General features: G+C 48.1%; 20 protein-coding genes and 1 tRNA gene. 17 read left to right on the plus strand and 4 right to left on the minus strand.

Translation table 11 applies throughout. The features are described from left to right. The first annotated feature begins 75 nt into the window (after positions 1–75). A complete protein-coding gene (locus tag AB432_RS11000; RefSeq protein WP_048032309.1) occupies positions 76–1,314 on the plus strand; it encodes a glycosyltransferase family 2 protein in 1,239 nt (412 codons plus the stop codon). Positions 1,315–1,489: 175 nt separating this feature from the next. After that, complete coding sequence (locus AB432_RS11005; protein WP_048032310.1) at positions 1,490–2,458, plus strand: tRNA modification radical SAM protein MnmL/YtqA; 969 nt, start codon at positions 1,490–1,492, stop codon at positions 2,456–2,458. Between the two features lie 46 nt (positions 2,459–2,504). Here AB432_RS11005 and AB432_RS11010 read toward each other — a convergent pair whose 3' ends face one another. Next, positions 2,505–3,233 carry a glycerophosphodiester phosphodiesterase gene (locus AB432_RS11010; protein WP_053079566.1) on the minus strand — a complete coding sequence of 243 codons (729 nt, stop codon included), beginning with the start codon at positions 3,231–3,233 and terminating at the stop codon, positions 2,505–2,507. A gap of 78 nt (positions 3,234–3,311) precedes the next feature. Continuing rightward, positions 3,312–3,626, minus strand: coding sequence for a sporulation protein YjcZ (yjcZ, locus tag AB432_RS31500; RefSeq protein WP_113732303.1), 315 nt, complete (start codon positions 3,624–3,626; stop codon positions 3,312–3,314). Between yjcZ and ablB the strand changes: the two genes are divergently transcribed. Beyond that, complete coding sequence (gene ablB / locus AB432_RS11020) at positions 3,574–4,428, plus strand: putative beta-lysine N-acetyltransferase (protein WP_048032312.1); 855 nt, start codon at positions 3,574–3,576, stop codon at positions 4,426–4,428. The genes yjcZ and ablB overlap by 53 nt on opposite strands. Positions 4,429–4,432: 4 nt before the next feature. On the opposite strand, the gene AB432_RS11025 is transcribed toward ablB, so the two are convergent. Next, the gene (locus tag AB432_RS11025) at positions 4,433–5,977 is read right to left on the minus strand and encodes a PucR family transcriptional regulator (RefSeq protein ID WP_048032313.1); all 1,545 of its coding nucleotides are present in this window, start codon (positions 5,975–5,977) and stop codon (positions 4,433–4,435) included. 156 nt (positions 5,978–6,133) lie between these two features. On the opposite strand from AB432_RS11025, the gene AB432_RS11030 reads away from it, so the two are divergent. The 7 genes from AB432_RS11030 (at position 6,134) to AB432_RS11060 (ending at position 13,533) form a co-directional block, all read left to right on the plus strand. After that, entirely contained in the window at positions 6,134–7,486 is a 1,353-nt protein-coding gene (locus AB432_RS11030) for an aspartate aminotransferase family protein (protein WP_048032314.1), read from the plus strand. A 16-nt stretch (positions 7,487–7,502) separates the two neighbouring features. Next, positions 7,503–8,195 carry a 3-oxoacid CoA-transferase subunit A gene (locus AB432_RS11035; protein WP_048032315.1) on the plus strand — a complete coding sequence of 231 codons (693 nt, stop codon included), beginning with the start codon at positions 7,503–7,505 and terminating at the stop codon, positions 8,193–8,195. After that, a complete protein-coding gene (locus tag AB432_RS11040; protein ID WP_048032316.1) occupies positions 8,177–8,854 on the plus strand; it encodes a 3-oxoacid CoA-transferase subunit B in 678 nt (225 codons plus the stop codon). Before AB432_RS11035 ends, AB432_RS11040 begins: the two co-directional genes overlap by 19 nt. Before the next feature lie 33 nt (positions 8,855–8,887). After that, positions 8,888–10,168 (plus strand): peptidase, encoded by a 1,281-nt coding sequence (locus AB432_RS11045; protein WP_048032317.1) that lies wholly within the window; start codon positions 8,888–8,890, stop codon positions 10,166–10,168. 100 nt (positions 10,169–10,268) lie between these two features. Next, positions 10,269–11,687, plus strand: a complete 1,419-nt coding sequence (locus AB432_RS11050) for an aldehyde dehydrogenase family protein (RefSeq protein ID WP_201265921.1) — start codon at positions 10,269–10,271, stop codon at positions 11,685–11,687. 66 nt (positions 11,688–11,753) lie between these two features. Next, positions 11,754–11,842, plus strand: a tRNA-Ser gene (locus AB432_RS11055). Between the two features lie 125 nt (positions 11,843–11,967). Further along, positions 11,968–13,533: an acyl-CoA synthetase gene (locus AB432_RS11060; protein ID WP_048032319.1), complete on the plus strand. Its 1,566-nt coding sequence runs from the start codon at positions 11,968–11,970 to the stop codon at positions 13,531–13,533. Between the two features lie 69 nt (positions 13,534–13,602). Here AB432_RS11060 and AB432_RS11065 read toward each other — a convergent pair whose 3' ends face one another. Beyond that, a complete protein-coding gene (locus AB432_RS11065) occupies positions 13,603–15,642 on the minus strand; it encodes an exo-beta-N-acetylmuramidase NamZ domain-containing protein (RefSeq protein ID WP_048035762.1) in 2,040 nt (679 codons plus the stop codon). Between the two features lie 222 nt (positions 15,643–15,864). On the opposite strand from AB432_RS11065, the gene AB432_RS11070 reads away from it, so the two are divergent. The 7 genes from AB432_RS11070 (at position 15,865) to AB432_RS11100 (ending at position 24,513) form a co-directional block, all read left to right on the plus strand. After that, positions 15,865–16,695 (plus strand): copper amine oxidase N-terminal domain-containing protein, encoded by an 831-nt coding sequence (locus AB432_RS11070; protein ID WP_048032320.1) that lies wholly within the window; start codon positions 15,865–15,867, stop codon positions 16,693–16,695. 75 nt (positions 16,696–16,770) lie between these two features. After that, positions 16,771–17,385, plus strand: a complete 615-nt coding sequence (locus tag AB432_RS11075; protein WP_217366405.1) for a YhcN/YlaJ family sporulation lipoprotein — start codon at positions 16,771–16,773, stop codon at positions 17,383–17,385. Between the two features lie 122 nt (positions 17,386–17,507). Continuing rightward, on the plus strand, positions 17,508–20,714 hold the full coding sequence (locus AB432_RS11080) for an AfsR/SARP family transcriptional regulator (RefSeq protein ID WP_048032322.1): 3,207 nt from the start codon (positions 17,508–17,510) through the stop codon (positions 20,712–20,714). A 128-nt stretch (positions 20,715–20,842) separates the two neighbouring features. Continuing rightward, complete coding sequence (locus AB432_RS11085; RefSeq protein ID WP_048032323.1) at positions 20,843–21,421, plus strand: TetR/AcrR family transcriptional regulator; 579 nt, start codon at positions 20,843–20,845, stop codon at positions 21,419–21,421. Positions 21,422–21,456: 35 nt separating this feature from the next. Next, positions 21,457–22,647 (plus strand): HlyD family secretion protein, encoded by a 1,191-nt coding sequence (locus tag AB432_RS11090; protein WP_048032324.1) that lies wholly within the window; start codon positions 21,457–21,459, stop codon positions 22,645–22,647. After that, entirely contained in the window at positions 22,637–23,815 is a 1,179-nt protein-coding gene (locus AB432_RS11095) for an ABC transporter permease (RefSeq protein WP_048032325.1), read from the plus strand. The genes AB432_RS11090 and AB432_RS11095 overlap by 11 nt, the downstream gene beginning before the upstream one ends. A gap of 185 nt (positions 23,816–24,000) precedes the next feature. Further along, positions 24,001–24,513, plus strand: coding sequence for a DUF3907 family protein (locus AB432_RS11100; RefSeq protein ID WP_048032326.1), 513 nt, complete (start codon positions 24,001–24,003; stop codon positions 24,511–24,513). Positions 24,514–24,530: the final 17 nt, after the last annotated feature.

Raw genomic sequence — 24,530 nt, forward strand, 5'->3', positions numbered from 1 at the left:
AGAGAAATGTTGGAAAAACAACACTACCTAAATTCAGATCAGACCCAATCTGGTTTAGGTCGAGGAGAAGAACCCATGAGTGTAATTAGAGAGATCATTGAGGGATTATTCATCGGATTTACTTCTGCGGTGGGTGTAATCGGCACATATCAAACATTAGTTTCATGTGCAGGCCTGTTCCGCAAAAAAGAGCAAGTAACAACTGAGCCGCAAAAGACGTTTGCTGTGCTCGTGGCAGCTCACAATGAGAGCGCCGTAATTGCTCCGCTAATTGAAAACCTGAAGAAACTCGACTATCCACGTGAAATGTACGACATCTTCGTCATTTGCGACAACTGTACAGATAACACGGCAGAAATTAGTCGGGCGCATGGTGCAATTGCATGTGAGCGTTTTGACACATCAAAGCGTGGGAAAGGCTACGGCATCGAATGGATGCTGGAGAACCTCTGGGCAAGACCTAAGCAGTACGACGCTGTCGTCATGTTTGATGCTGACAACTTGGTTGAGAAAAACTTCCTGAAAGTAATGAATGACCGTCTCTGCAAAGGGGCGCGTGTGATCCAAGGTTACCTCGACTCCAAGAACCCGTTTGATTCATGGATTACGCTGTCCTATGCGGTTACCTACTGGTTTACAAACCGTATGTGGCAACTGGCTCGTCACAATTTGGGACTGCCGAACACTTTGGGCGGAACCGGCTTGTGCATTGAGAGCAACCTGCTCAAAGAAATGGGTTGGGGAGCAACCAGTCTCACGGAAGACCTGGAATTTGCAACACGTTGTATTGAACGCGGTATTTACCCGACATGGGCACATGACACCAAGGTCTGGGATGAAAAACCGATTGACTTAAAATCGTCTATGCGCCAGCGTTTGCGTTGGATGCAAGGGCACTACGATGTGGCAGGACGCTACATTCGATCTGTCTTGTTTAATGGTATGAAGTCGAGAAAGCTGGGAATGCTTGATGCAGCCTTCTACCTCTTCCAACCGATGTACGTGCTAATGGTGACGATGATGTCGGTATTGTTCCTGGCAAGATTTTTTGATGTTGGTACCCTGACAACGGTATCCACGATCTTGCCTACGTGGCTGGTATACGGTTCTACTGCCGTGTTCTACCTGTTGCCGATCCTGGCCCTCTATTTGGATAAAGTTCCGTGGAAGGGGTACTTCGGGCTCCTCTTGCTACCATTCTTTTTCCTGACCTGGCTTCCGATTATGTTTTACGCGTTCTTTACGAAGAAAAACCAAGAGTGGAGTCATACCTCTCATACACGCGCGATTCGTATCGAGGAGATTCAGCAATAGTGACATAAACAAGCAAAAACCACAGGGGAATCTTCACCTGTGGTTTTCCTATTATCTTAAAGTAGCGAGACCGTTGCCGAATTTGGTATAATGACGTGATCAAGCAAGTAGCGTTCGCCAACGGGATTAAGGCACCAGCGCCAGACGTAGCGGTGCCCATAGGAGGAAAACAGCAATGAAGCTCGCGACAGATATTCACAACAACGACGTCCCATTGTTGTGGGGCGATAAACGATACCATACATGGAATTACCATTTAAGAGGGACTTTTCACGAAAAGATTTTCAAGGTTCCATTGGATGGCGGTTTTAGTTGTCCGAATCGGGATGGGAAAGTAGCGACAGGCGGTTGCACGTTTTGCAGTGCGAGAGGATCTGGAGATTTTGCTGGTGATCGCAGAATGGACCTGGAAAGACAGTTTCATGATGTGAAAAACCGGATGCACGAGAAATGGCCGCAAGCCAAGTATTTGGGCTTCTTCCAAGCGTACACGAATACGTATGCACCTGTAGAGGAGCTGCGGGAGATGTACGAAGTCATCCTCCAACAAGAAGGTGTAGTCGGACTCTCCATTGCTACGCGTCCTGACTGCCTGCCAGACGACGTTGTGGAGTATTTGGCTGAATTGAATGAGCGCACATATTTGTGGGTGGAGCTCGGTCTACAGACAGTCCATGAGCACACAGCCCAGTTAATTAATCGAGCGCACGATTATCAATGCTACGTGGATGCTGTTGAGAGATTGCGCAAGCACAACATCCGTGTATGCTCTCACATTATCTACGGATTGCCAGGAGAGAGCCACGAAGAAATGATGCAGACTGCAGAAGCTGTGGCACATCTGGATGTGCAGGGGATCAAGATACACCTATTGCACCTGCTGCGCAAAACGCCGATGGTGAAGCAATATGAAGCAGGACTCTTGGAATTCCTGTCACAGGAAGAGTACACGAAGCTCGTTGTGGATACATTGGAAATTTTACCTCCAGAAATGATCGTCCATCGAATCACAGGAGACGGACCACCTGATCTCTTGATTGGGCCGATGTGGAGTCGTAAAAAGTGGGAAGTTCTGAATGGTATTGATGCAGAACTAAAAGCCCGAAATAGCTGGCAAGGAAAATTTTTTGTACCACATACGTAATGATGCAATTACAAAAAGGGAGCCTTTTCTTGGCTCCCTTTCTTTTTTATAGATTGCGAATCAGATTTCTCGCACGCTTCGGGTAATTGGTGATCAGACCATCTACACCACAGTCAATGGCTCGCTGGATTTGCCGACCAGTATTTACCGTCCAGCTCAAAACTTCAAAATGATGCTCCTTTGCTTGTTTGACCAAGTCTTCCGTCAACTGATCAAATGGGACGTGCAATTGATCAGCTCGATAGTTGCGGGCTATTTCCCAAGGCTTGGCGAGTGGTCCAACGTATAAAAGTCCTGTCGTTTGTGTTGCATCCAATTGCTTGATTCGTAAAAGGCTGTCGAAGTTAAACGTTGAAATGATGGTTCGCCCTGTTAGCTGGTATCGCCTGATTTGTTCGATGACGAGCTCCTCTAAGTGGGGTTGATCCTGGAAAAAATTTTTCATCTCGATAATGAAGCGCAGAGGTGTGTCGACAAACGTCTGGAATACCTCCTGTAAGGTTGGGATGTGGGCTTTTGGTACTCGCATAGAGGAGTCTTTATCCGCACGTAGCTGACGCAGTTCGCGCAGTGAGTAATGGCGCACCAAACCTGAACCATTGGTCGTGCGCTCCAGGCTATGGTCATGAATAACAACCAGCTTATTGTCACTGCTGAGCTGGACGTCCAATTCGATCCCATTGGCTTTTCGCCGGACGGCTCCTTGAAACGATTCCATCGTATTTTCCGGAAACAGGCCGGAAGCTCCACGATGGGCATAGATGAGTGGGGGCACGAGGGCTTCCTCCCTTCTCGAGCGTGTCATGTAAAGGGCCCCTCGATACGACCTGACATGAGAGGCATCTCCAAAAGTCTATCCGATTACGACGAGTACGATGACCAAAAGGACAAAAAGGACAAGGATCAGGGCAAAATTGTTATTGCAGCTCACAAAAAACACCCTCCTTCTCGCACATGAAGCATCTACTTTCATGGTATGAAAAACGAGTGAATATGACCCAACAGAATGCCCACCTTGTGTTTTTTTGTGCATGAGGAAAGCTTTTTTATACAGATTGGCAGATGACGGTCTTATTTGTTTTGCTACAATGAGAGGAGGAGTACTGTAGGGGAGGATGAAGACCGTGATAAATGTTGGAGGTGCACAGGACGCTGGCGACCTGATCATTGATCGACAAAATCGCCGGGTAAAGCTGCACGTGTATGAACCATCACAAATCGAGCAGTGGGATCGGGTCTTGAAGGAGCTAGCCGAAAAGTCAGAGGCAACAAAAGTCATTGTGTACGGGAAAAAACAAGATATTACGCAATGGCAATCCCTGGGTTACGAGCTAGAGGGAACCATCGATGGTTTTTTTCAAGGGGAAAACGCACAGATGCTCACCTGCTATCTGACAAAAGAGCGGGCTACCTCTGGGGCAGCAAAACTTGCCGAGGAAATTCTTACGCTGAGCCTGTTACGAGCGGGGAGTACGATAGAGAAATCATTACCTGAGGGATACTACCTGCGTGAAGCAACGGATGCAGACACGAAGGAATTGGCGTGTTTGTATGGACTGGTATTCGCGACGTATCCTACACCGATGAACGATCCGTCCTACATTCGCAAAACCATGCAAGAGGGCACCATCTACTATGTCGTTGAATTTGAAGGCAAGATTGCATGTGCTGCGTCAGCTGAAGTCTCCGAACGATTTGGTTCAGCGGAGATGACAGATTGTGCAACCCATCCAGATCATGCGGGGAAAGGTCTCCTCCAACCGCTGTTTATCGCGCTGGAACAAAGGATGGAGGAGGCGGGGATTTACTTTTTGTACACCTTGACCCGGGCACAATCTGCAGGAATGAATGTGACGGCTGCCAAAATGGGCTATGCATACCGTGGACGGCTGATTAACAATTGTACGATCTTTTCAGGCTATGAAGACATGAATATATGGGTAAAGCCACTTCGCCCGACGAGGGAATAACGGGCTACCTGTTTGTAGGATACAACTGCTGTTGCAGACGACGGGCCATCAGGGCCAACTGAAGCTGCCAGCGTTGATGAGCATCCTCCAGGCGGTAGCCTGTTTTTTCTTCAATTTGGGTCAACCGGTACTTGAGCGTGTGTCGATGGATATACAAGGCTTGCGAGGTCTGTAGACCGTTTCCATTCTGGGCCAAATACACTTCAAGTGTTTCGAGAAGCTGTTGATTGTATTTCGTATCATAGCGAATTAATGGTTCCAGCAATGGGTTCCACAGGCGGAGCAAGCTTTCTTTTTCACGATGGTACGGAAACAAAAACTGATAGCCCTGCATATCCCGGTATCGCAAAATTTTCGGGGATTGGGCCAACAGTGGGTACGCTTGTAGAGCAAACATCGCTTCTTCGGAGGCACTGACGACGTTTGGCAATTGCTCACAGGGATTGCTCAAGGCGATTTGTAGGTCAAGTGAAGGATGAAGCCCTCTCCAGCGGGAAGTGAGCTGTTCTAATAAGCGCAGGCTCGTCTGATCATCCGGCAAAATAAACAAGAGGCAATGTGGCCGTTCACGCAGCAAATAAGAGCGCTGATGACGGTCGCTAAGCCTCCGCATCAACGTAATGACACTTTGATGCATGTCTCCGAGCATCGTCTGATCGGCTACATCTACGCGAACAGCGACACAGAGATGATGTCCAGCAAGGGGGTACCCCAGCATGCGGCAACGGCTCTCCAGCTCCGTATGGGTCATTTGCTGTCCGTTTAGGAGTTCCTCCACAAAATCCCCTTTTAACCGCCATTCCGTTGCGGCTACTGCCCTTTCCTTTACATATTCGAGAGCACATAAGGTAGAAGCATGCTGTAGTGCGACGTCATCGAGCTCTTTCCAGGCGTGCTCGGGTTTCGTTAATGTCAACGTGCCAAAATGCTCGCGATTGGCTCGAATCGGTACACGATGCGCGATTTCCTGGGACTGATCATGCGGCAGTGCTTCCGAGCTGCCATGCTGCGTGACTTCAAAGCCTAATGCATCGATGAGCGACACGGCGCCTCCGGTAAGTGCAGCGAGCTCGCCAGCGATGGCGGGAAGGCCTCCCTTGGACAGGGCAGCATCAATCATTCGGTTATGAATCGCTGAGGAATAAGCCAGTGTTTCAAATTGCCGATTCATGATCGGCTGCAAGATGGCTTTGGTTATGGTTGAAAAGTTTATCTCCGTGGGAATTTCAATCAATGGAAGTTGATAGTGATCTGCCAAAGTCAAAAACGTCTCGGGAATTTCCCGTAAATAAAAGCCCGTATGAATCGCAACACCACTCAGCTTTTGCTTCGCCAACGAAGGAATAAAAGAAGCGAGCTTTTCCGTATGTTCAGCAAGCCCAAAGCCGGTTGTAATCAAAAATTCGCCTTCCTGCAAGCGACTTGTATCCTCCAGCACCTCGACAATTGTCACCCAACGAATCGGATTGTCCAGTCCGCCTGCTCCTGCGATCAGCCTGGTGTGAACCATGTCCGGCAGTTGCAGCGCTTCTCTTATCGTGATGGTCATCAGGTATCTCCTCCAAAAGCCTCGGTAAAGGTTCTCTTATACAAAATGTACAAAAGATTTTGTCTCTTTACCATGTTTTTTTGCCAGCACGTAGGATGGCTCTTGCGTGCTGGTCAGCTAGGATAGAGGTAGAGAATAAGCGAGGTGGCGACGAAAATGACGAAAAGCTATGTAATCAAGCCTGAATTGGGCAAAGAGTATCCGGTTATTTCTCACGGCAAAGGGATCTATCTTTACGATCAAGAGGGGAATCGTTACATCGACGGTTCCAGTGGAGCGGTGACGGCAAGCATTGGTCACGGTGTAGAAGAAGTGGCTGAGGCGATGTATGCGCAAGCCAAGGAGGTTTCCTTCGTATACCGCTCGCATTTTAGCAGCGATGCTGTGGAGAAGCTGGCTACAAAGCTGGCTGAGTGGGCACCGGGCTCACTGAACTGGACGTTTTTTGTCAGTAGCGGTTCGGAAGCAACAGAGACGGCACAAAAAATCGCGATTCAATACTGGCAGGAAAAAGGAAGGCCAACGAAAAACCGGATCATCTCCCGCTGGATGAGCTATCACGGGATTACAATGGGTGCTCTTTCGATGTCTGGGCACGTCTTGCGCAGAAAGCGATTCACTCCATTATTGGCTGACTATCCGGCGATCACAGGACCATATCCGTATCGCAAACCAGAAGACATGTCCCTCGATTCGTATGCGCTTGCGTGTGCAAACGAGCTGGAGACGGCGATTTTGCGCGTCGGACCTGAGCAGGTAGCGGCATTCATCGCTGAGCCTGTCATCGGGGCTTCTGGTGGAGCGGTCGTGCCGCCAGATGGTTACTTCCAACGCATTCGCGAGATTTGCGACAAATATGAGGTTCTATTTATCGCAGACGAAGTGATGACAGGGGTAGGTCGCACGGGGAAAGCGTTTGGGATCGACCATTGGGGCGTCGTACCTGACCTGATGACATTGGGCAAAGGTATGAGTGCCGGTTACACACCTATGGCTGCTACGATTGTCTCGGACGAAATCATTGAGACCATTACAAAAGGCAGCGGCTCGATTATGGCAGGACATACGTATAGCGCCAATCCACAATCTGCTGCTGTTTCTCTGGCTGTCCTTGACTATGTGGAGAAGCATCAGCTAGTCGACAAAGCAAGAGAACAAGGTATGTATTTGCTTGCCCGCCTAAAAGAACTGGCTGACGAGCTCCCGTTGATCGGAGATGCACGCGGTCTTGGCATGCTGTGCGCGCTGGAATTTGTGAAAAACAAGCAGACAAAAGAGCCGTTTGCGCTTTCGCAAGGAGTAGGTGTGAAGGTCATTGAAAAAGCATTTGAAAAAGGCTTGCTTATTTATCCGGCAATGGGCGGAATCGAAGGAGTGGCAGGAGACGCTGTCATCATCTCGCCTCCACTGACCATTACTACAGAGCAAATCGATGAGCTGATATCTCTGCTGAAAGAAGCGGTGATAGCTGTTCAGCAAGAGCTCCAAGACAAGGCACTGATCGGATAGAGAAGGAGGAACGAGGATGACAAACCGATTTGAAAAGGTCGTCTCCCTGTCCGAAGCGCTCACCCATTTTCGTGATGGGATGACGCTGTTGGCAGGGGGCTTCGGTGGGGTAGGCAACCCGCCTACTTTGATTCAAGGGATTTTGGATAGGGGCGTGCGTGATCTGACGCTGATCAGTAACGATACTGCTTTTCCGCATATCGGAATTGGCAAGCTGGTGACCGAAAAGCGCGTCAAAAAAGTGATAGCTTCCCACATTGGCTCCAATCCGAACGCAGGGGCCCAAATGACGGCTGGAGAGCTGGAAGTAGAGTTCTGCCCGCAGGGGATACTTGCAGAGCGTGTACGGGCAGGTGGAGTCGGTCTGGGAGGCATCCTATCAGATGTCGGTATCGGGACGATCGCGGAAAAAGGGAAACAAAAGGTCGTTCTGGATGGAAAAGAATATCTATTGGAGACACCGCTCACTGCCGAAGTGGCTATCGTACATGCGAAAAAAGCGGATCGCTTCGGCAATTTGGTGTTTGATACAAGTGCACGCAATTTCAATCCATTAGTGGCGATGGCAGGCGACATTACCATCGTGGAAGCGGATGAGATAGTTGAGGTAGGCATGATCGACCCGGAAGAAATCGTCACCCCGGGCGTTTTCGTGAACTTTATCGTCCAAAGTGAAGGGGTGAACTGGCAATGGGCATGGGAGAAGTAAAAGAAACAGAGAGCTATCGTGAACGTATTGCCCGCCGCGCAGCATTGGAAGTAGAAGACGGCATGATTATTAATCTGGGAATCGGCATTCCAACGTTGGTTGCGGATTTTATCCCATCTGAAAAACGAGTCATGTTTCACGCGGAGAACGGTATTCTTGGTACAGGACCAAGCCCTGCGAAAGGCGAGGAGAATGCCATGCTTTGCAATGCGGGCGGTTTTCCTGTCACGCTTGCCACTGGGGCATCCTTTTTTGACAGTGCGACTGCTTTTGCCATCATCCGCCGTGGGCTATTGGACATGACGATTTTAGGAGTCCTGGAAGTCAGCCAAAATGGTGACATTGCCAACTGGATCGTTCCAGGCAAACGCGTCCCAGGCATGGGAGGAGCCATGGAGCTGGCACAAAAGGCCAAGAAGGTCATGGTTGTGACCACGCATCTGGATAAAAACGGACGTTCGAAAATCGTTCGAGAATGCTCACTGCCGTTAACCGCGACAAAAGCTGCGGATTTGATCATCACAGACATGGCAGTAATGGAGGTCATGCCAGATGGCTTGTATCTGCGAGAAGTCATGTATCCATACAGTGTCGCTGACGTAATTGGAGCAACGGAAGCCGAACTCAAGATGGACGGAGAGGTTGGCGTTTTCCGCTAAGCAAAGACAAAAACCATGGAACGGAGGAAAAACATGGCAAACTGGCAGGTGCTTATACGGGAGCAATTGGAAAAGGATCGCGAGGCTGCTGTTCAACTGCTGCAGCAATGGGTAAAAAGCCCGAGTGTACAAGGAGAAGAGCAATCTATCCAGCAAAGTATTGCAGAGCTTTTGGGGCAGATGGGGCTGGACGTTGACTTATGGGTCATGGAAGGCGAAGAGCTGGTGTCACATCCATATTTTGTCTCCCCGCGTACTACCTTTGAAGGCAGCCCGAATGTCGTCGGTGTGTGGAAGGGGCATGGGGATGGGCGTTCCATCATTCTAAACGGACACGTGGATGTAGTGCCCGCGGGCGATCTGGCACAGTGGAGCGATGATCCTTTTAGCGGGAAGATTGAGGACGGCAAGCTTTACGGACGCGGAGCAACCGACATGAAGGGTGGAAATTTATCATCGTTGTTGGCGATCCAGGTTCTACAGAAGTTGGGTGTGCAACTGAAAGGCGACGTCATTTTTCAGAGTGTCGTAGAAGAAGAAAGCGGCGGTGCAGGCACATTGGCGACGATCATTCGCGGGTACAAAGCGGATGCTGCCCTGATTCCAGAGCCGACCAATATGAAAATTTTCCCGAAGCAGCAAGGCTCCATGTGGTTCAGATTAACCGTCAAAGGGCGTTCTGCTCACGGAGGTACTCGCTACGAGGGAGTCAGCGCCATCGAAAAGAGCATGCTCGTCGTTCAAGCAATTGGCCAATTGGAAAAAGAGCGTAACGATCGACTCGACGATCCGCTCTACGCCAAGCTGCCCATTCCGATCCCGATTAATCTGGGGGTGATTGAGGGTGGCAAGTGGCCTTCGTCTGTAGCTGACCTCGTCAAGCTGGAAGGAAGGATGGGGGTTGCCCCAGGAGAGCAGATGGACGATGCCAAAGCCGAAATGGCAGCAGCACTCAAAAAGCTGGCAGAGGTCGACCCGTGGTTTGCAGAACAGCCTGTTGAGCTGGAGTGGTTCGGAGCTCGCTGGGTTCCGGGAGCAGTGGAGCTCGATCATCCGTTGATGGATATTTTGCAAGCGCAGTTTGAAGCTGTGACAGGAGAGCGTGCCACTGTGGAAGCATCGCCTTGGGGAACAGATGGCGGTTTGTTGACTGCTTTGGTCAATACCCCAGCGATTGTTGTTGGACCCGGAGTCACACAGGTTGCACACTACCCGAATGAATACATCGTTTTGGATGAGGTATTCCGTTGTGCTGAGATCTTTGCGCTTACGTTACTCGAATGGTGCGGTGTGGCTGAAAGTGTGAAAGAGTAAAAGAGATATCTAAATATTTCAAAATCGAGACAGGAAGGCACGCGTATGAGGGAGAATGATTGGAAGATGAACGCCAATCCATGAGAGTGGGGATATGCCGATGAAAAAAACGTGCTTTATCGGGGGAGAGTGGGTGCCAGCTACTGCTCATGCACCGCTATTGTCTCCATGTACGGGACATGAGATTGCACAAATTTCGCAAGCAGACTCATCATTGGTTGAAAAAGCAATTGCTGCGGCCCACGAAGCGACTGCCGTCATGCGTCGCCTTCCTGCCTATCAACGCGCCTTCCTGCTTGAAAAAATCTCGATCTTGATGAATGAACGTTTGGAGGAAGCGGCGCGGATCATCGCAATAGAAGCGGGAAAACCAATTAAAACAGCCCGCGGTGAAGTGATTCGAACGATTCAGACGTATAAGTTCGCAGCAGAGGAAGCCAAACGCCTTCACGGAGAAACTGTACCACTCGATGCAGCTATCGGGGGAGAGGGACGCTTGGCTTATACCGTGCGTGAACCATTGGGAGTCATTGGAGCAATTACGCCCTATAATTTTCCGATGAATCTCGTCGCCCATAAGGTCGGACCTGCTCTCGCTGCTGGCAATACCGTTGTTCTCAAGCCTGCATCACAGACACCGCTTAGTGCATTATTTCTTGCAGAGCTCGCAGAGCAAGCTGGGGTGCCAGCAGGAGCGCTCAATGTGATCACAGGCAGTGGTGCGAGTGTTGGCGATAAAATCGTGTCTGACCCGAGAGTCAGGGCGGTGACGTTTACAGGGAGCCCAAGTGTTGGGCTGGATATACGTAATCGAGCGGGTATGAAAAGAGTCACGCTCGAGCTGGGATCGAATTCGGCAGTGATCGTTGATCGTGATGTGCAACTGAATGAAGTAATTCCCCGATGCGTTTTTGGCGCCTTCGCCTACTCTGGGCAGGTATGTATCTCTGTGCAAAGAATTTATGTGGTCAAAGAGATCTATCAAGATTTCGTCCAACGTTTTGTTGAACAGACACGAGCACTTCGCGGTGGTGATTCGCTCTCTGAGGACGCGGACTATTCCGCCATGATCCATCCACGCGAAACAGAACGTGCGATGGAGTGGATTCATGAGGCGCTCCAGCAGGGGGCACGTTTGGAGTGTGGAGGACAGATCGTGGATCGGATGCTAGAACCTACGGTGTTGACGGGTGTTCCGGCAGATGCAAAAGTATCTTGTCAGGAAGTATTTGGTCCTGTCGTTCTGATTAATCCAGTGGAGTCCGTCCGGCAAGGCATTGCGTTGGTCAATGATTCACGGTATGGACTACAGGCTGGTGTCTATACCAACAATCTGTCATTGGCTCTGGAAGCCGCAGAAGAACTGCGCGTGGGTGGTGTGATGGTAAATGACATTCCGACTTTTCGCGTAGACCATATGCCCTACGGTGGCGTAAAGGAAAGCGGACTTGGTCGGGAAGGGGTCAAATACGCGATAGAACAAATGACGGAATTGAAACTCGTTGCGATCAAACGATAAAGGAAACAAATCCGGGCTCTTGCAAAAAATAGTAGAGCTGTGATATAGTAAGTATTGTTGAAATACGGAGGGATACCGAAGTGGTCATAACGGGGCGGTCTTGAAAACCGTTAGAGTGCAAGCTCACGCGGGTTCGAATCCTGCTCCCTCCGCCATAAATACAAATGAACCGACTCCAGTTGAGAAGCTGGGGTCTTTTTTATGGTTGAGAAAAAATATCAGAAAATAAAGAAAATTATTATATAATGGAGATGAGACTATAAGTGATGGGGGAATTTGCATGCTCGAAGCGCAAAGAGTTCGTAGAAATACACTTGGCGATATTTTGCGAAGAAGTCGTAGGCGAAATCCTGATAAGCCTGCCCTGTACTTTGAAGAAGAAGTATTGACCTACACGCAGCTTGATCAGCTTGCAAATAAGACGGCTCATACGCTTCTTTCAAAAGGCTTGCAAAAAGGGGAGCGGGTAGCAGTACTGTCACGCAACTCGATGGATTTTGCGATTCTGAACTTTGGGCTAGCGAAAGCAGGAGTCATCATGGTGCCGATCAACTTCATGTTGAATAAGGAAGATGTCGCCTATATTTTCGGTCATGCGGAAGTGAGTGCGTGCTTCGTAGCTCCCGAATTCCTGCAGCTCGCTCAAGACGGACTCCAATTAGCTGGAATTTCCCCCAATCTGCTTTGCCTCGTGTCCAAACCAGCAGTACAAGCAGGAGAATGGTTGCCTTTTCGCACGGTGATTGAAGCGGCAGACGACCATGAGCCTGAAATAGACATAGCGGATGAAGATGTTGTGCAAATTTTGTATACCAGTGGAACGGAATCAAAGCCAAAGGGCGTTATGCTCACTCATAAAAGCATCATCTCCGAATATGTCAGCGCGATTATCGAAGGCGGGATGACAAAGGATGATGTGGCTGTTCACGCACTTCCCTTGTTCCATAGTGCGCAGCTTCATTGCTTTTTGGGACCGTACGTGTACCTAGGTGGGAGCGGAATTATTTTGGAACAGGCAACCCCTGCGTTGATGTTGCAGACGGTAGAGGCGTACAAGGCTACTCAGTTGTTTTGCCCGCCAACCGTGTGGATTGCTTTGCTGCGTTCTCCTGATTTTGCCGCGCGTAATTTGAGTTCTTTGCAAAAGTGCTATTACGGTGCAGCAATCATGCCGGTAGAAGTGTTAAAAGAACTTGGTCAACGCCTCCCGAACGCCCAGTTTTACAATTTTTACGGGCAGACGGAAGTGGCGCCATTAGCAACTGTTTTGCCACCGAAGGATCAAATGAGAAAAGCAGGCTCTGCAGGCAAGCCTGCGTTAAATGTGGAAACGAAAATCGTCGATGATGATGGAAAAGAAGTCCCTCGTGGGAGTGTTGGTGAGATTGTTCACAGGACCAGCCATGCGATGCTGGGGTATTTCCGTGATGAGGAAAAGACACAGGCTGCCTTCCAGGGAGGGTGGTTTCACAGCGGGGATTTGGGCATCATGGATGACGAAGGCTATATCACCGTCGTTGATCGGAAAAAGGACATGATTAAATCGGGGGGAGAGAACGTTGCAAGCAGAGAGGTTGAGGAACTTATTTATCAACATCCGAAAGTGTCTGAGGTCGCAGTGATCGGAGTTCCCCATCCGTACTGGATCGAAGCAGTGACGGCTGTCGTTGTACCAAAAGCAGGTGAGTTACTGACTGTTGACGAGATGCTTGCTTTTTGCAAAGATCGTCTTTCCTCCTTCAAAACACCCAAATATGTAGTGATTGCTGACAATCTTCCAAGAAACCCGAGCGGCAAAATTTTGAAAAGAGAGCTGCGCCTCCGATACGAAACGCTGACGACTTAGCCAATTATAACAAGGTCAAAGTACAGCAAAACCCGCTCTGTTACTGAGCGGGTTTATTTGCTGCTGAGATTATTTTACGTTGGAAACAGTTGGACGATCAGCTTGAATGACTTCAAAACGATAGCCTTTTTGTTTCAAATACGAAATGATTTCTGGGAGAGCTTCAACTGTTGGCGACTTTGTGCTGGAATCATGCATCAAGACGACGATTTCTTTTTGTGACTTTACTTGCTGCTTTATATTTGCCAGTGCTTGAGCGGCTGTGTATTTGTTGCTTCTTGCATCGCCGTTTGTTACATTCCAGTCGATAAACGTATAGCCACGTTGTTGCGCCTCTGCTTTGATCGCCTGCATGACTGTGTGCTGCTTGTTATAGCGTTTGGGATCTTGATATTTCAAACTGACTGTATTCGTGCTGCCACCTGGATAGCGGAATACTGTTGGTTTTACGCCGGTTACTTTTTCAATCATTTGACTTCCTTTTTCTACGTCTGCAAAAAAGCTCTCCATGTTTTTGTAAACAAGCTGATAATTATGGGAATACGAATGTCCTCCCACCGCATGGCCTTCGGCTACAATCCTTTTGAGAATGGCCTCATGACCAGCTACCTCACGACCTACAATAAAGAAGGTGCCTTTGACCTGATGCGTTTTCAGCGTATCCAAAACGCGTGGAGTTACAGGGGAGGGTCCATCGTCAAAGGTTAAATAAGCGATCTTCTCAGAAGACTTCGGTGTCTGAGGGACCGGTTTTGTAGCTGGTTCAGGCTTCTTCGTCTGATTGGCTGTTCCATTATGCTTACCAGGCTGCGTTGGAGTCGGTGTTTCTGGCTTTCCTGGCTTGGATGGTTTCGGTTGTTCTGGTTGTTCTGGTTGCTTTGGTTGTTTCTGTTGAATCGGCTGCAGCGGGATTAACGGTTCATCGCCATAGATCAAATATTTTTGTCGGAGCTCTACAAATTTCTTAAGATCCGCTTCATAGGAAGAAACAATCTCCTGTGGGGATTTGCCTTGTTCGAGAAGCAGACCGATTTTGTTGGTACCCATCACCTTGTCGAACATGGAGATTTGCGTACTCGTACTTTTTGGTATAGGGAATGGCTTCAATTGCTTGGCATAAGCAAGCGCGTAAATACCTGTTTTTACCGGGTTAAACTGATGTGAATCATTGATTTGAAGGCGTACGCCCCCGGCCGTTCCTTTATTCTCAGGAATAAAGATGACACCAGGTAGAAGACTTCCATTTAACAGATCGGCGTACTTGTGCGAATCTAAACCCTCTGCCCCAATCCAGGTGAAATGGTCGCCTTGCCGAATAGGAGTACCCTCACCCAAACCAGTTGCCATATACCCGAAAACCGAGGTCAAGTTAGGGATATGCGGAGAACTCGGAATCCAGGCCAAACCTGTCTGTTGATAAATCATGTTGCGTGTATACCCTTGCATTGGAATGACGGTAAGATCTACACCGATGGTACGATTGAAAAACAATGCCAGCTCTCCGATTGTCATGCCATGTGCAAGCGGGAGGGTATCCACTCCGATAAAGGAGCGGTAAGGCAGTTCAACGACAGGACCCTCGACAATTGTTCCGCCGAGAGGATTCGGTCGATCCAGTACCATTACTTCTTTTCCTTGTTCCTTTGCAGCAGTCATGGCGTATTGCAAGGTAGATATGTATGTGTAGGTTCTCGATCCGATATCCTGTAAATCGACGAGAAGAACATCAATGTCTTTCAGCATTTCTGGTGTCGGCTTGCGAGTTGATCCAGACAAGCCGTAGACCGGTATAGCGTAGACAGGATGAACAAAGCTCGTTACTTGTTTTCCTGCGACCGTTTTTCCGTCGAGGCCATGCTCAGGTGCATACAGAGTGGTTAAATGGACCGAGCGATCACGTCGTAGTATGTCGATCGTGCTAACCATTTGACTGTTCAGACCTGTTTGATTCGTAATCAACCCGACTTTCTTGCCTTCAATGAGATGGTGGAACTGATTGAACAGTACATCACTTCCCAATTGAATGGCAGTCGTATTGGCGGAGCTTCCTACTGGAGGAATTAAAGTTAAGATAAGTGCCAGGATGAGGAAAGGGAGAAATTTGTTCATCATTCATTGCCTCTTTCAAGATAAAATACTGTCGCTTCTTGTCTATTGTAACGTTTTTGGAAAGCAAGATGGTTGCATTTTTGTAACAATTTGAAATTAGGTCAAAAGGAGGAGGAAAAAGTAACGTAAAAGAGGGAGCTACTAGGAAAGAACGATCTTTTAAAAGGAAGACTACAGGAAATTCTTGAAACAGCCCTCATCCTATAGTAGATTAAGAATCGTGTGAACCTTTTTGGAAATGGAGTGAATGTTTTGCTTAAAAAAGTAACCTCATTACTGCTAGCAATCGCCTTGGTACCGATGGCAGCATTTTCTGCAGCGGCAGCACCTGCATCTGTAGCGCCTAAAGCCGTACAGAATGCTGTTAAAGTGGAGTACAATAAAAAACAAATCGCGTTTCCTGACCAAGCACCTATTATCAGCCAGGGGCGTACACTGGTTCCGATTCGTCCGATTGCAGAAAGCCTTGGTTTTGAAGTGCAATGGAACGAAGCTACTCGTACCGTAACGATTAATAAAGGGAAAGATAACATCAGACTGGTCGTTACACAAAAAATTGCCAAGAAAAATGGACAAACGATCAACCTGGACGTGCCTGCACAGATTGTGAACAAGCGCACTGTAGTACCTGTTCGTTTTATTGCGGAAGCGCTGAGTTACAAAGTAGATTGGGATCCAAAAACGCAAACCGTTTTGATTGCGGATAATGTGAACCCTAATCAAGCCGGACAACAAGAAAAACCAAAAGATCCGACGAAACCAGCAACAGACGAGAAAAAGCCTGAGCAGGTTGCATTTATTGACAAGGAAAGTGTTGAAGGTAAGACCTTTTCTTTAGCCAATTTGGGAGTTTACCAAATCGTCGGTAAAGTAGAACCTGGAACAGATGTTACCGTAACGTTGGAAGACAAAACATACGAAGTTGAAGTAACTGCTGAAGGTACTTTTGAGTTTTACCAATCCACGAATGATGGAATCAGAAGTTACACGCTCAATGCTGAAAAAGGCGGCAAAAAGGATACGTTTGAAGGGGACTTCAAAAAGACGAATTAAGGCAGCTACTTCCTGAGTAAGAACACCTCCTGCACATCACACTAAGTGCAAGGAGGTGTTTTTGTTGTGAGACGAATGAGTGGGAGTATCATTGCTGTGCTCCTGTTTGCCGGCTTGCTGACAGGGTGTTCGCCTAACAAAGAACAGGGCACCGAAGATCAGAACGGAAATAAGGCCAAATTTGAATCTCTCGGGATTAACATCCAGAACGATAACGTCGCTAGGGACAAAGGACCGGCAGCCATGATTAGCCAAAAGATGGTTCATCAGCGAGAGCCGCAACTCGTGACGCGCTTGGAAGGACATGCGGAAAAGCTACCCGGTGTAACCGATATCAAGGTGTTGGCCTACAAGGATAACTTGATTGTAGGTGTGCTGCCAGTCGATACACCAAAGCCTGACGAAGTGAATCCGCGGCCGTCGATCCCGTATACGCCTGGGAAAATTGTGCGAGTCGATAATGGACATCCAGATTCGCTGCACAAACGTGTTGTGGATCGGATGAGATCACGCTTACAGGCAGAAACACGCTTCAACATTTTGTACGTGTCTACCAATCGCGCAGTTTACGACCGAATCGCAAATTTGCATTCACGAATTACGAACGGAGAGCACATCAGTGACGAAGAATTCCAAGTCCTGTTAAATGATATTGGCTATTCAGTCATTGGATATAATTTAGTGGATTGAAAGAGCACCACCTGGACTCCCGGGTGGGCTTTTTGTCGATTAAGGGCTAAATGGCAGGAGAATAGTTAGAAATGGGGAAATAGTCAAAGAAGAGCAGGAGAACGGCAAGGAGTGCACATTCTATGATTCCAATCCACATCCCTATATCCAAGATAACTCCTCCAGGACAGAAGCCATACGTCTTACGGCGACCTGCATTGGCAAAAAAAATGCGTCTGTTGAAATATACGCAGCTTTGTCTCATTCATGCAGGGACAGGCTATGGCAAAACGACATCTCTGGCTACATTTCTACATGATGAAGCACTGGCTGCGTCCTGGTATACCATCCAGGATGGAGACGATGCTCTTCTTGCGTTTGTCATCTGTCTCGTCGAAAGTGTTCGTCAGGTTCATTCTGATTTTGGTCAGGTATTGCGAGAGCAGCTTGTACGTATCACAGAGCAAAGTCCGGTGCCTTCCATAGACAGTAAGGTACTGGTCGACTGGTTCGTCGGGGAATGTGTACAGCTCCAGGTGGACCACATACTTGTTTTGGACCATTACCAACGAATGGATAGTGATAGTGACGTCGATCGATTTGTTCAACGGTTAGCCGAGGCTCTTCCACAAAAGGTCAAGCTGGTCATCTTAACGCGCGCTCGACCGAAATGGTCCAATCTCGACTTGTTGTCCGCAAGAGGAGAGTGTCTCGAACTTACAACAAATGACCTTTCTTTTACGTTGGAGGAGAGTGAAGCCTTTTATTCTGATCAATACGATATCACGCTATCCGAAGACGATTGGGGCCGAGTAGAAGAAGTGGCACAAGGCTGGGTGATGGCGCTTCGCACTTTTGGGGAAATGGTAACGAGGGGGCAGACGGTTTCTGACAGTCTGCGTGAGTTATCCCGATTGTTGCATTTGCTGGAAGTGGAAGTCTGGACACAGCTTGATGCAGGTATGCAGCGCTTCTTGATGGAGGCAGCGGTTCTCGAACAATTCGATCTGGAGGATTGTAAGCAAATACTCGGGGAAGGATGCATTGAGTATCTGCTGGAAGCACAGCGTTGTAATCTTTTTCTTCATGTCCATGCAGGATCTCATTATTCCTTTCATCCGCTTTTCCAGCGCCTCCTATCTAGCAAGCTGGCTGCGAACCAAGCGACATACGTGCATGTCAATCACAAGGCCGCAGGATGGTACAGACGTAAAGGGGACGAGGCAAAAGCTTTTGGGCGGTTGCGTCTCGTCGAGCAGTGGGAGGTGCTGGGTGAATGGTTGTGCCAAGCATCGGAAAGATTGCTGCAAGCAGGGAAGCTGGACTTTTTATACGAGTGGATAACACTGTTACCAGATAGCATCAAGTGCGAACAGCATTGGCTGTTGTTTTATCAAGGTGAAGTAGAACGCTATCGCTGTCTATATGCGAAGGCCTTTTCTTCTTATGAGCAATTTCTGAAACAATGTGAACAAAAGCAAGATCAAATCGGATTGTGTCGCGGGCTGGAAGGGCAAGCTCGCGTTCATCTCGACAGCGTACAAGGCGTCCGGGCAGAAGAACTGCTGAAGAGGGCGATTCAACTGTTGCCTCCATTTGAGCAAGAGAATGAAATGGCACCGAGACTATACCGCTTGCTGGCAGAAATTTATACGAATCGCGGAGATGCCAAACAGGCGGCAGCATGGTATGAACGGAGTCAGGAATTAGAGCAGCAGACGGAGGTGGAGCTGGAATCGCGCCTGTTGTTCCGTACCGGCCGATTGCAGTCCTCCATTCAGCTCTTGGAGAGTAAGTGGCAGGTAGAACAGAGGAAGCATCCTCCGCTGACGAGATCGTATCGCGAAACCTCTTTGCTGCTATCTTTCGTCTATGCATTGAATGGCGAATGGGAGCGAGGGTGGGAATCGGCAGAAACGGCCATACAACTCGGACGTGCAGCACATTCCCCTTTTGTAGAAGCGAATGGCTATGTTCGAAAAGCCCATGCAGCCCTCATCAGTCAAACATTGCCTACGGATGAGATTCGTCAGCTTTATGAAAAAGGCTTGCAAATCATGGAGGAGCTCCAGTCGACACGCGGCAAGTCAGAAACGCTTCTGGGACTAACCTTGCTTCACGCAAGAGAAAAGGCACTCGACCAAGCTCTTTTGTATGGCAACAGGGGGATACAAGAGACTGAGGCGATGCGCGACGACTGGTTAGGCAGTCTGGTACGGATGGCGATTGGGATTGCATACGCCAAATACGGTAAAGAAGAGGAAGCGTGGGCTACCTTTATCGATTGTGCCGATCGACTTAGTCACTGCGGGGATAGCTACAGTGTCGTCATTTGCCAATTATGGCTGAGCTTCTTGGCTTATCGTAAAAAGCAATGGGATTTGTTCATACCTGCGGTGACGCAAGCTCTGTCCTTGATGCAGTCTGGTGAATATCAATTCCTTCTGCAAAGGCCTACTCTGCTTACCCCCCATGATGTGCAGCAGCTTATGCCAATTCTGATTGAGGCAGAGCGTCGAAAGGTATCGCAGGATTACGTCTCTCAGCTGTTAAATGATTTGGGCTTGCAAAACGTGACATTCCACCCCGGCTATACCCTTCGCATTCAGACGTTGGGCGCGTTCCGTGTATGGCTGGGAGAGCGGGAACTGAGCGAAAAGGCATGGCAGCGAGGGACGGCAAAGCTGTTGTTTCAGCTTTTATTGACAAAGAGACATCATTTGTTAGCCCGGGAAGAAATCATGAACCGACTTTGGCCAGACAGTATCGAGGAAGCGGCAATCCGCGACTTTAAAGTGTCGCTGAATGCATTGAACAAAGCACTCGAGCCAGATCGTGCTGCAAGAACAGATACATTCTTCATTCAACGCCATGGCAGCTCTTACGGTTTTAACCTGGCATCGGGCTACCATATGGACGTCGAGGAGTTCGAGAAGCTCGTTACCCTGGGCCTGGCAGAATCAGACCGGCGTCAGAGCGCCATCCTTTTGGAAAAAGGGCTTGCGTATTACTTGGGCGATTACATGCCGGAATGCCGTTATGAGGATTGGTGTGTAGAAGAGCGTGAGAGAGTGCAGGCACTGTTTTTACGCGGAGCAGAGAGGGTAGCCAAAATCATGCTTGAGGATGGGCAATTGGAAAAAACGATCCGCTGGTGTGAAGCGATTCTGCGGGTGGACGATTGCTGGGAGGAGTCGTACCGCTTACTTATGACTGCGTATTATCAGCAAAATAATCGGACACAGGCCATTCGCTGGTACGAAAAATGTGTAGCAAAACTGAGGGAGAACCTCGGTGTCGCACCAATGCCTGCAACCATGGAGACATACCTTCAAATTATAGAGAAGTAAAAGATCGCCTACAAAGCGATCTTTTTTTGTACATAGAAGGAATGGCTGCTTGACAAAACTAGGAAGTATTCGTAATATAATCTTTGTACTGACCAGTCAGTTCAAAAGATCGAAAGGGGACAGGAGTGATGGCACCATCCAAAAAAGATCAAATTGCAAATGGAGCTTTAACCGCATTTGCCCAATTGGGATATAGCGAAACAACCATGGATGCAATCGCGGAAATGGCGCAGGTGGCAAAAGGAACACTCTATTATCACTTTTCCACAAAGGAAGAGCTGTTTTTGTACGTGATAGAAAAAGGCGTGAAGATGCTGATTTACCATGTAGATAATGTCATGCAAAATGAAGAGCTTTCCTTGGAGGATCGCATTCTGAATGTGCTGGATGAGCATCTTCGCTTCTTTTCCGAGAATCAAGATTTGTGTTTCCTGTTGCTGAGCGCCTTTTCAGGAGATGGACAGCGCGACAGGATGGTTGGCAATCTGTTAGGTGGCTATTTCAGCACAATGGAGTCACACATGCTGGAATTGCAGCAGCAAGGGTATATCCGGGCAGATATCGATATTCGTACACTTGCTTCCGCATTGTTTGGCATGGTTGGCTTTACCGTGCTTCGCAAGCAATTTCGCAAAGAGCCAGTGAATAGTGCCGCAGATAAACAGACGCTTCGTTATATGCTTTCAGGAATGTTTCAAACCAAATAACGTCTAGAGAAACGTAAAACAAGAGGAGAAGACAGATGAACAAACGTGCATGGATCGGTGTAGGTAGCTTTGTAGTTGGCATTGCAGTACTGGGAACCGTATTGTTTGGTTCAAATGTGAGTAGCATGGCTGGTCAGAATACAACGAAATTAGCAGGTGTAATCGAGGGAACAGAGGTAGACCTCTCTTTTAAAATGGGCGGTTCCATCGAACAGCTCTCACTAAAAGAAGGAGACGAAGTAAAAGCAGGGCAAGTAGTTGCCACGCTAAGCAGCGCGGAGATTCTCGCGAAAAAAGAGCAGGCTGAAGCTGCTTACAAGCTCTCTCTAGTCAAACTTGACCAGGCGAAAAAAGGAGTATCGGTGACGGATAACTCCAGCAATGCCCAAGTCGACCAAGCAAAAGCAGCAGTTAACTCGGCGCAAGCACAGCTTGACGCGAACAAAAATGGAGCGCGTTCAGAAGAAATTACGCAGCTCAAAGCGAAATTGCAAGCAGCACAAACATCGAATCAAATTGCCGCGACGAATTTGGAACGAATGAAAAAATTAATGGCGGAAGGTGCCGTTCCACAAGTGAAAGTGGAAGAGGCGCAGATGCAAGCAGAAAAGGCGCAAGCGGAGTTTAAAGCAGCAGAAGAGCAGTTGAAAATGGCTCAAACTGGATCGCGCAAAGAGCAGGTGGATGCTGCACAAGCACAGCTGGATCAAGCAAAAGCTGCATACAACCAAGCTGTCGCAGGGAGAGGTCAAGTAGGCTTGAAGGAGCTGGATGTTAAATCCGCAGAGGCGAACGTGATGCAGGCAAAAGGTGCACTGGCAGAAATGGAAGCCTATGTGAACAACACCAAGCTGACAGCTCCAGTAGACGGTATTGTAAAATCAGTTGCCGTTCAAAAGGGAGAGCTGGTTTCCCAAGGCTTCACCGTTTTGACGATCCAAACGAAATCAGACAACTATGTCAAATTTTATGTAAATGAATACATGCTCGCGAATGTGAAAACAGGCGATCAAGTGAAATTGTTTGTCCCAGCCCTGAGCAGAGAAGTAGACGCCAAAGTGGTTACTGTAGCTCCTGCTGCTGACTTTGCCGTAAAAAAAGCCACACAAGAACTCGGTGATCGTGACATTCGTTCCTTCCAGGTGAAGCTGCTGGTGTCCGATCCGGAATTACGTCCAGGCCTGACGGTTGAGTGGAAGCTTGAAGGAGCTGGTAATGGTGAATAGTTTCTATCACCTGTTCTGGAGCGAATGGAAAAATCTTTTTGCAAACAAAACCATTCGTAATATTCTCTTTCTTGTTCCGCTGATTTATCTGACGATGTTCGGATTTCTGTACAGTGAGAAAAAAGTGATGGAGATCCCTACTGTGATGGTGGATGCCGATCAAACCGAATTGAGTCGTGAGCTCTATCGCGCCTTTGAGGTCGATCACACATTTCGAATCACGTCTGTTGTAGGAACAGAAGAAGAAGCAATGAAATTGGTTGACAAGGGCGAAGCAAATATCGCCCTGATCATTCCTGCTGGATTAGAAAAGGATGTGAAGGCTGGGAGAGAGGCAGAGGTACTGACTGTTATCGACGGCAGTAACATCATGATTTCGAATACGGCAGTTCGAGCAGCGAATACAGCGATTAAGTCTGTTTCAGCAGGAACCACGCTGAAGAAGATGGAAGCACTTGGAGGCTGGGGAGAAGAAGGAAAAAACATGTTTACCGGTATCGACTATCGATACAGAGTGCTGTATAATCCGACCTTCAGCTATCTGTCTTTCATGGTATTCGGACTTGCAGGTACAGTACTTCAGCAAGTGCTGTTCCTCGGAATCGTATTGTCTGTAGCCCAACAAAAAGAAGAGGGTACCTGGAAGGATACACTCTCTCGCTATAGCTTCTTCGCAATCACAGCGAGCAAATTGCTGCCGTACTTTCTGGCAGGAACCCTCAACATGTTCCTGGCGTTTACACTTATGTTAAAAGGTTTTGATATCCCTTATTACGGAAGCACTGTCGACGTGATGCTACTGGCTACCATGTTTAACTTGGCGGTGTTGGCTATTGGTTATGCCATCTCCTTTGTGTCTAGCAGCCAGCTCCAAGCTACTCAGATCGGGATGATGATTGCCGTACCTTCGTTCATGTTATCTGGCTATACCTGGCCACTCATGTCGATGCCGACCGGAATTGTCGCGATTGCAAAATCTTTGCCACTGACGTATTTCTTGAATGGTGTCAGAGAAATATTGACGAAGGGACATGGTCTGTCAGCAGTGAGGAACGACTTTGTAGTTCTCGGCTTCATGACTCTCATCGGGTTGTTCGCAGCCTATGTCATTTATTTGTTGCAGATAAGGAAAATTAAGGGAAAAGTTAGTGAGCAAACAGCAGCATAAATAGCAATTGCATAGGATAACTGGGCTGCGCCAAAGCTTTGGCGTAGCCTTATTTGCGCTTATATGATGTTCCTTATCAACTTCCAAAGCAGCCTGGTTGTATAAAAATAACCCTTGTGTAATAAATAATCTTTCCTTTATACTTATTATAAAAAAGGCAGATTCTTCAACATTAGGGGGACTTTATGTCAGCGACTCATCTAAAGCAATTGTGCGAAGAGACGTACACCAAGTTGAAAAAGGTCAGCATGGAAGTGGAACGTTTTTTGAATCAGATTACCTTAGCTGGTCTTGTATCCGCGTCAGGTGATCCTGAAGAATTTGAAACGTATTACCGTAACTATCTTTCCGACTTGCGCCACCTTTTGGTTTACTGCGAAAATGCATACGAAAGGCTGGGAGTATCGCTCCGACGCGCACGATTTCATGAGGAGTTCGCCGAGGAAGTATTGTATCAGGTATACCATACCTGTATAAATAACTTCTACTATCCCAAAGGTGAGGTTTACGAAGAAGATGGGCGATTGGCCTATACGGGTCAGGACTGTATCATTTTTCGCAAGCAGGTGACCCCTGAGTTACAGCAGTTGACTTTGTCCCTGTCCAGAGTGTTCGAACAGATGCGTAATGATCTTCAATATTACGAGACAGACTATATCGCGAAAAAAAGTATGCAAATAGAAAAAGCACAGGCCTAATAAGCCTGTGTTTTTCT

The sequence above is a fragment of the Brevibacillus brevis genome (assembly GCF_001039275.2).
Taxonomy (GTDB): Bacteria; Bacillota; Bacilli; order Brevibacillales; family Brevibacillaceae; genus Brevibacillus; species Brevibacillus brevis_C.

What these genes read in the sequence shown, in the direction of transcription:
- AB432_RS11095 (WP_048032325.1), top strand. Translation starts at nt 22,637, where the DNA reads ATGGTGAATAGTTTCTATCACCTGTTCTGGAGCGAATGGAAAAATCTT.
- AB432_RS11060 (WP_048032319.1), top strand. Translation starts at nt 11,968, where the DNA reads ATGCTCGAAGCGCAAAGAGTTCGTAGAAATACACTTGGCGATATTTTG.
- ablB (WP_048032312.1), top strand. Translation starts at nt 3,574, where the DNA reads ATGAAGACCGTGATAAATGTTGGAGGTGCACAGGACGCTGGCGACCTG.
- AB432_RS11085 (WP_048032323.1), top strand. Translation starts at nt 20,843, where the DNA reads ATGGCACCATCCAAAAAAGATCAAATTGCAAATGGAGCTTTAACCGCA.
- AB432_RS11080 (WP_048032322.1), top strand. Translation starts at nt 17,508, where the DNA reads ATGATTCCAATCCACATCCCTATATCCAAGATAACTCCTCCAGGACAG.
- AB432_RS11000 (WP_048032309.1), top strand. Translation starts at nt 76, where the DNA reads ATGAGTGTAATTAGAGAGATCATTGAGGGATTATTCATCGGATTTACT.
- AB432_RS11005 (WP_048032310.1), top strand. Translation starts at nt 1,490, where the DNA reads ATGAAGCTCGCGACAGATATTCACAACAACGACGTCCCATTGTTGTGG.
- AB432_RS11035 (WP_048032315.1), top strand. Translation starts at nt 7,503, where the DNA reads ATGACAAACCGATTTGAAAAGGTCGTCTCCCTGTCCGAAGCGCTCACC.
- yjcZ (WP_113732303.1), bottom strand. Translation starts at nt 3,626, where the DNA reads ATGATCAGGTCGCCAGCGTCCTGTGCACCTCCAACATTTATCACGGTC.
- AB432_RS11025 (WP_048032313.1), bottom strand. Translation starts at nt 5,977, where the DNA reads ATGACCATCACGATAAGAGAAGCGCTGCAACTGCCGGACATGGTTCAC.
- AB432_RS11050 (WP_201265921.1), top strand. Translation starts at nt 10,269, where the DNA reads ATGAAAAAAACGTGCTTTATCGGGGGAGAGTGGGTGCCAGCTACTGCT.
- AB432_RS11065 (WP_048035762.1), bottom strand. Translation starts at nt 15,642, where the DNA reads ATGAACAAATTTCTCCCTTTCCTCATCCTGGCACTTATCTTAACTTTA.
- AB432_RS11040 (WP_048032316.1), top strand. Translation starts at nt 8,177, where the DNA reads ATGGGCATGGGAGAAGTAAAAGAAACAGAGAGCTATCGTGAACGTATT.
- AB432_RS11045 (WP_048032317.1), top strand. Translation starts at nt 8,888, where the DNA reads ATGGCAAACTGGCAGGTGCTTATACGGGAGCAATTGGAAAAGGATCGC.
- AB432_RS11030 (WP_048032314.1), top strand. Translation starts at nt 6,134, where the DNA reads ATGACGAAAAGCTATGTAATCAAGCCTGAATTGGGCAAAGAGTATCCG.
- AB432_RS11100 (WP_048032326.1), top strand. Translation starts at nt 24,001, where the DNA reads ATGTCAGCGACTCATCTAAAGCAATTGTGCGAAGAGACGTACACCAAG.
- AB432_RS11075 (WP_217366405.1), top strand. Translation starts at nt 16,771, where the DNA reads ATGAGTGGGAGTATCATTGCTGTGCTCCTGTTTGCCGGCTTGCTGACA.
- AB432_RS11090 (WP_048032324.1), top strand. Translation starts at nt 21,457, where the DNA reads ATGAACAAACGTGCATGGATCGGTGTAGGTAGCTTTGTAGTTGGCATT.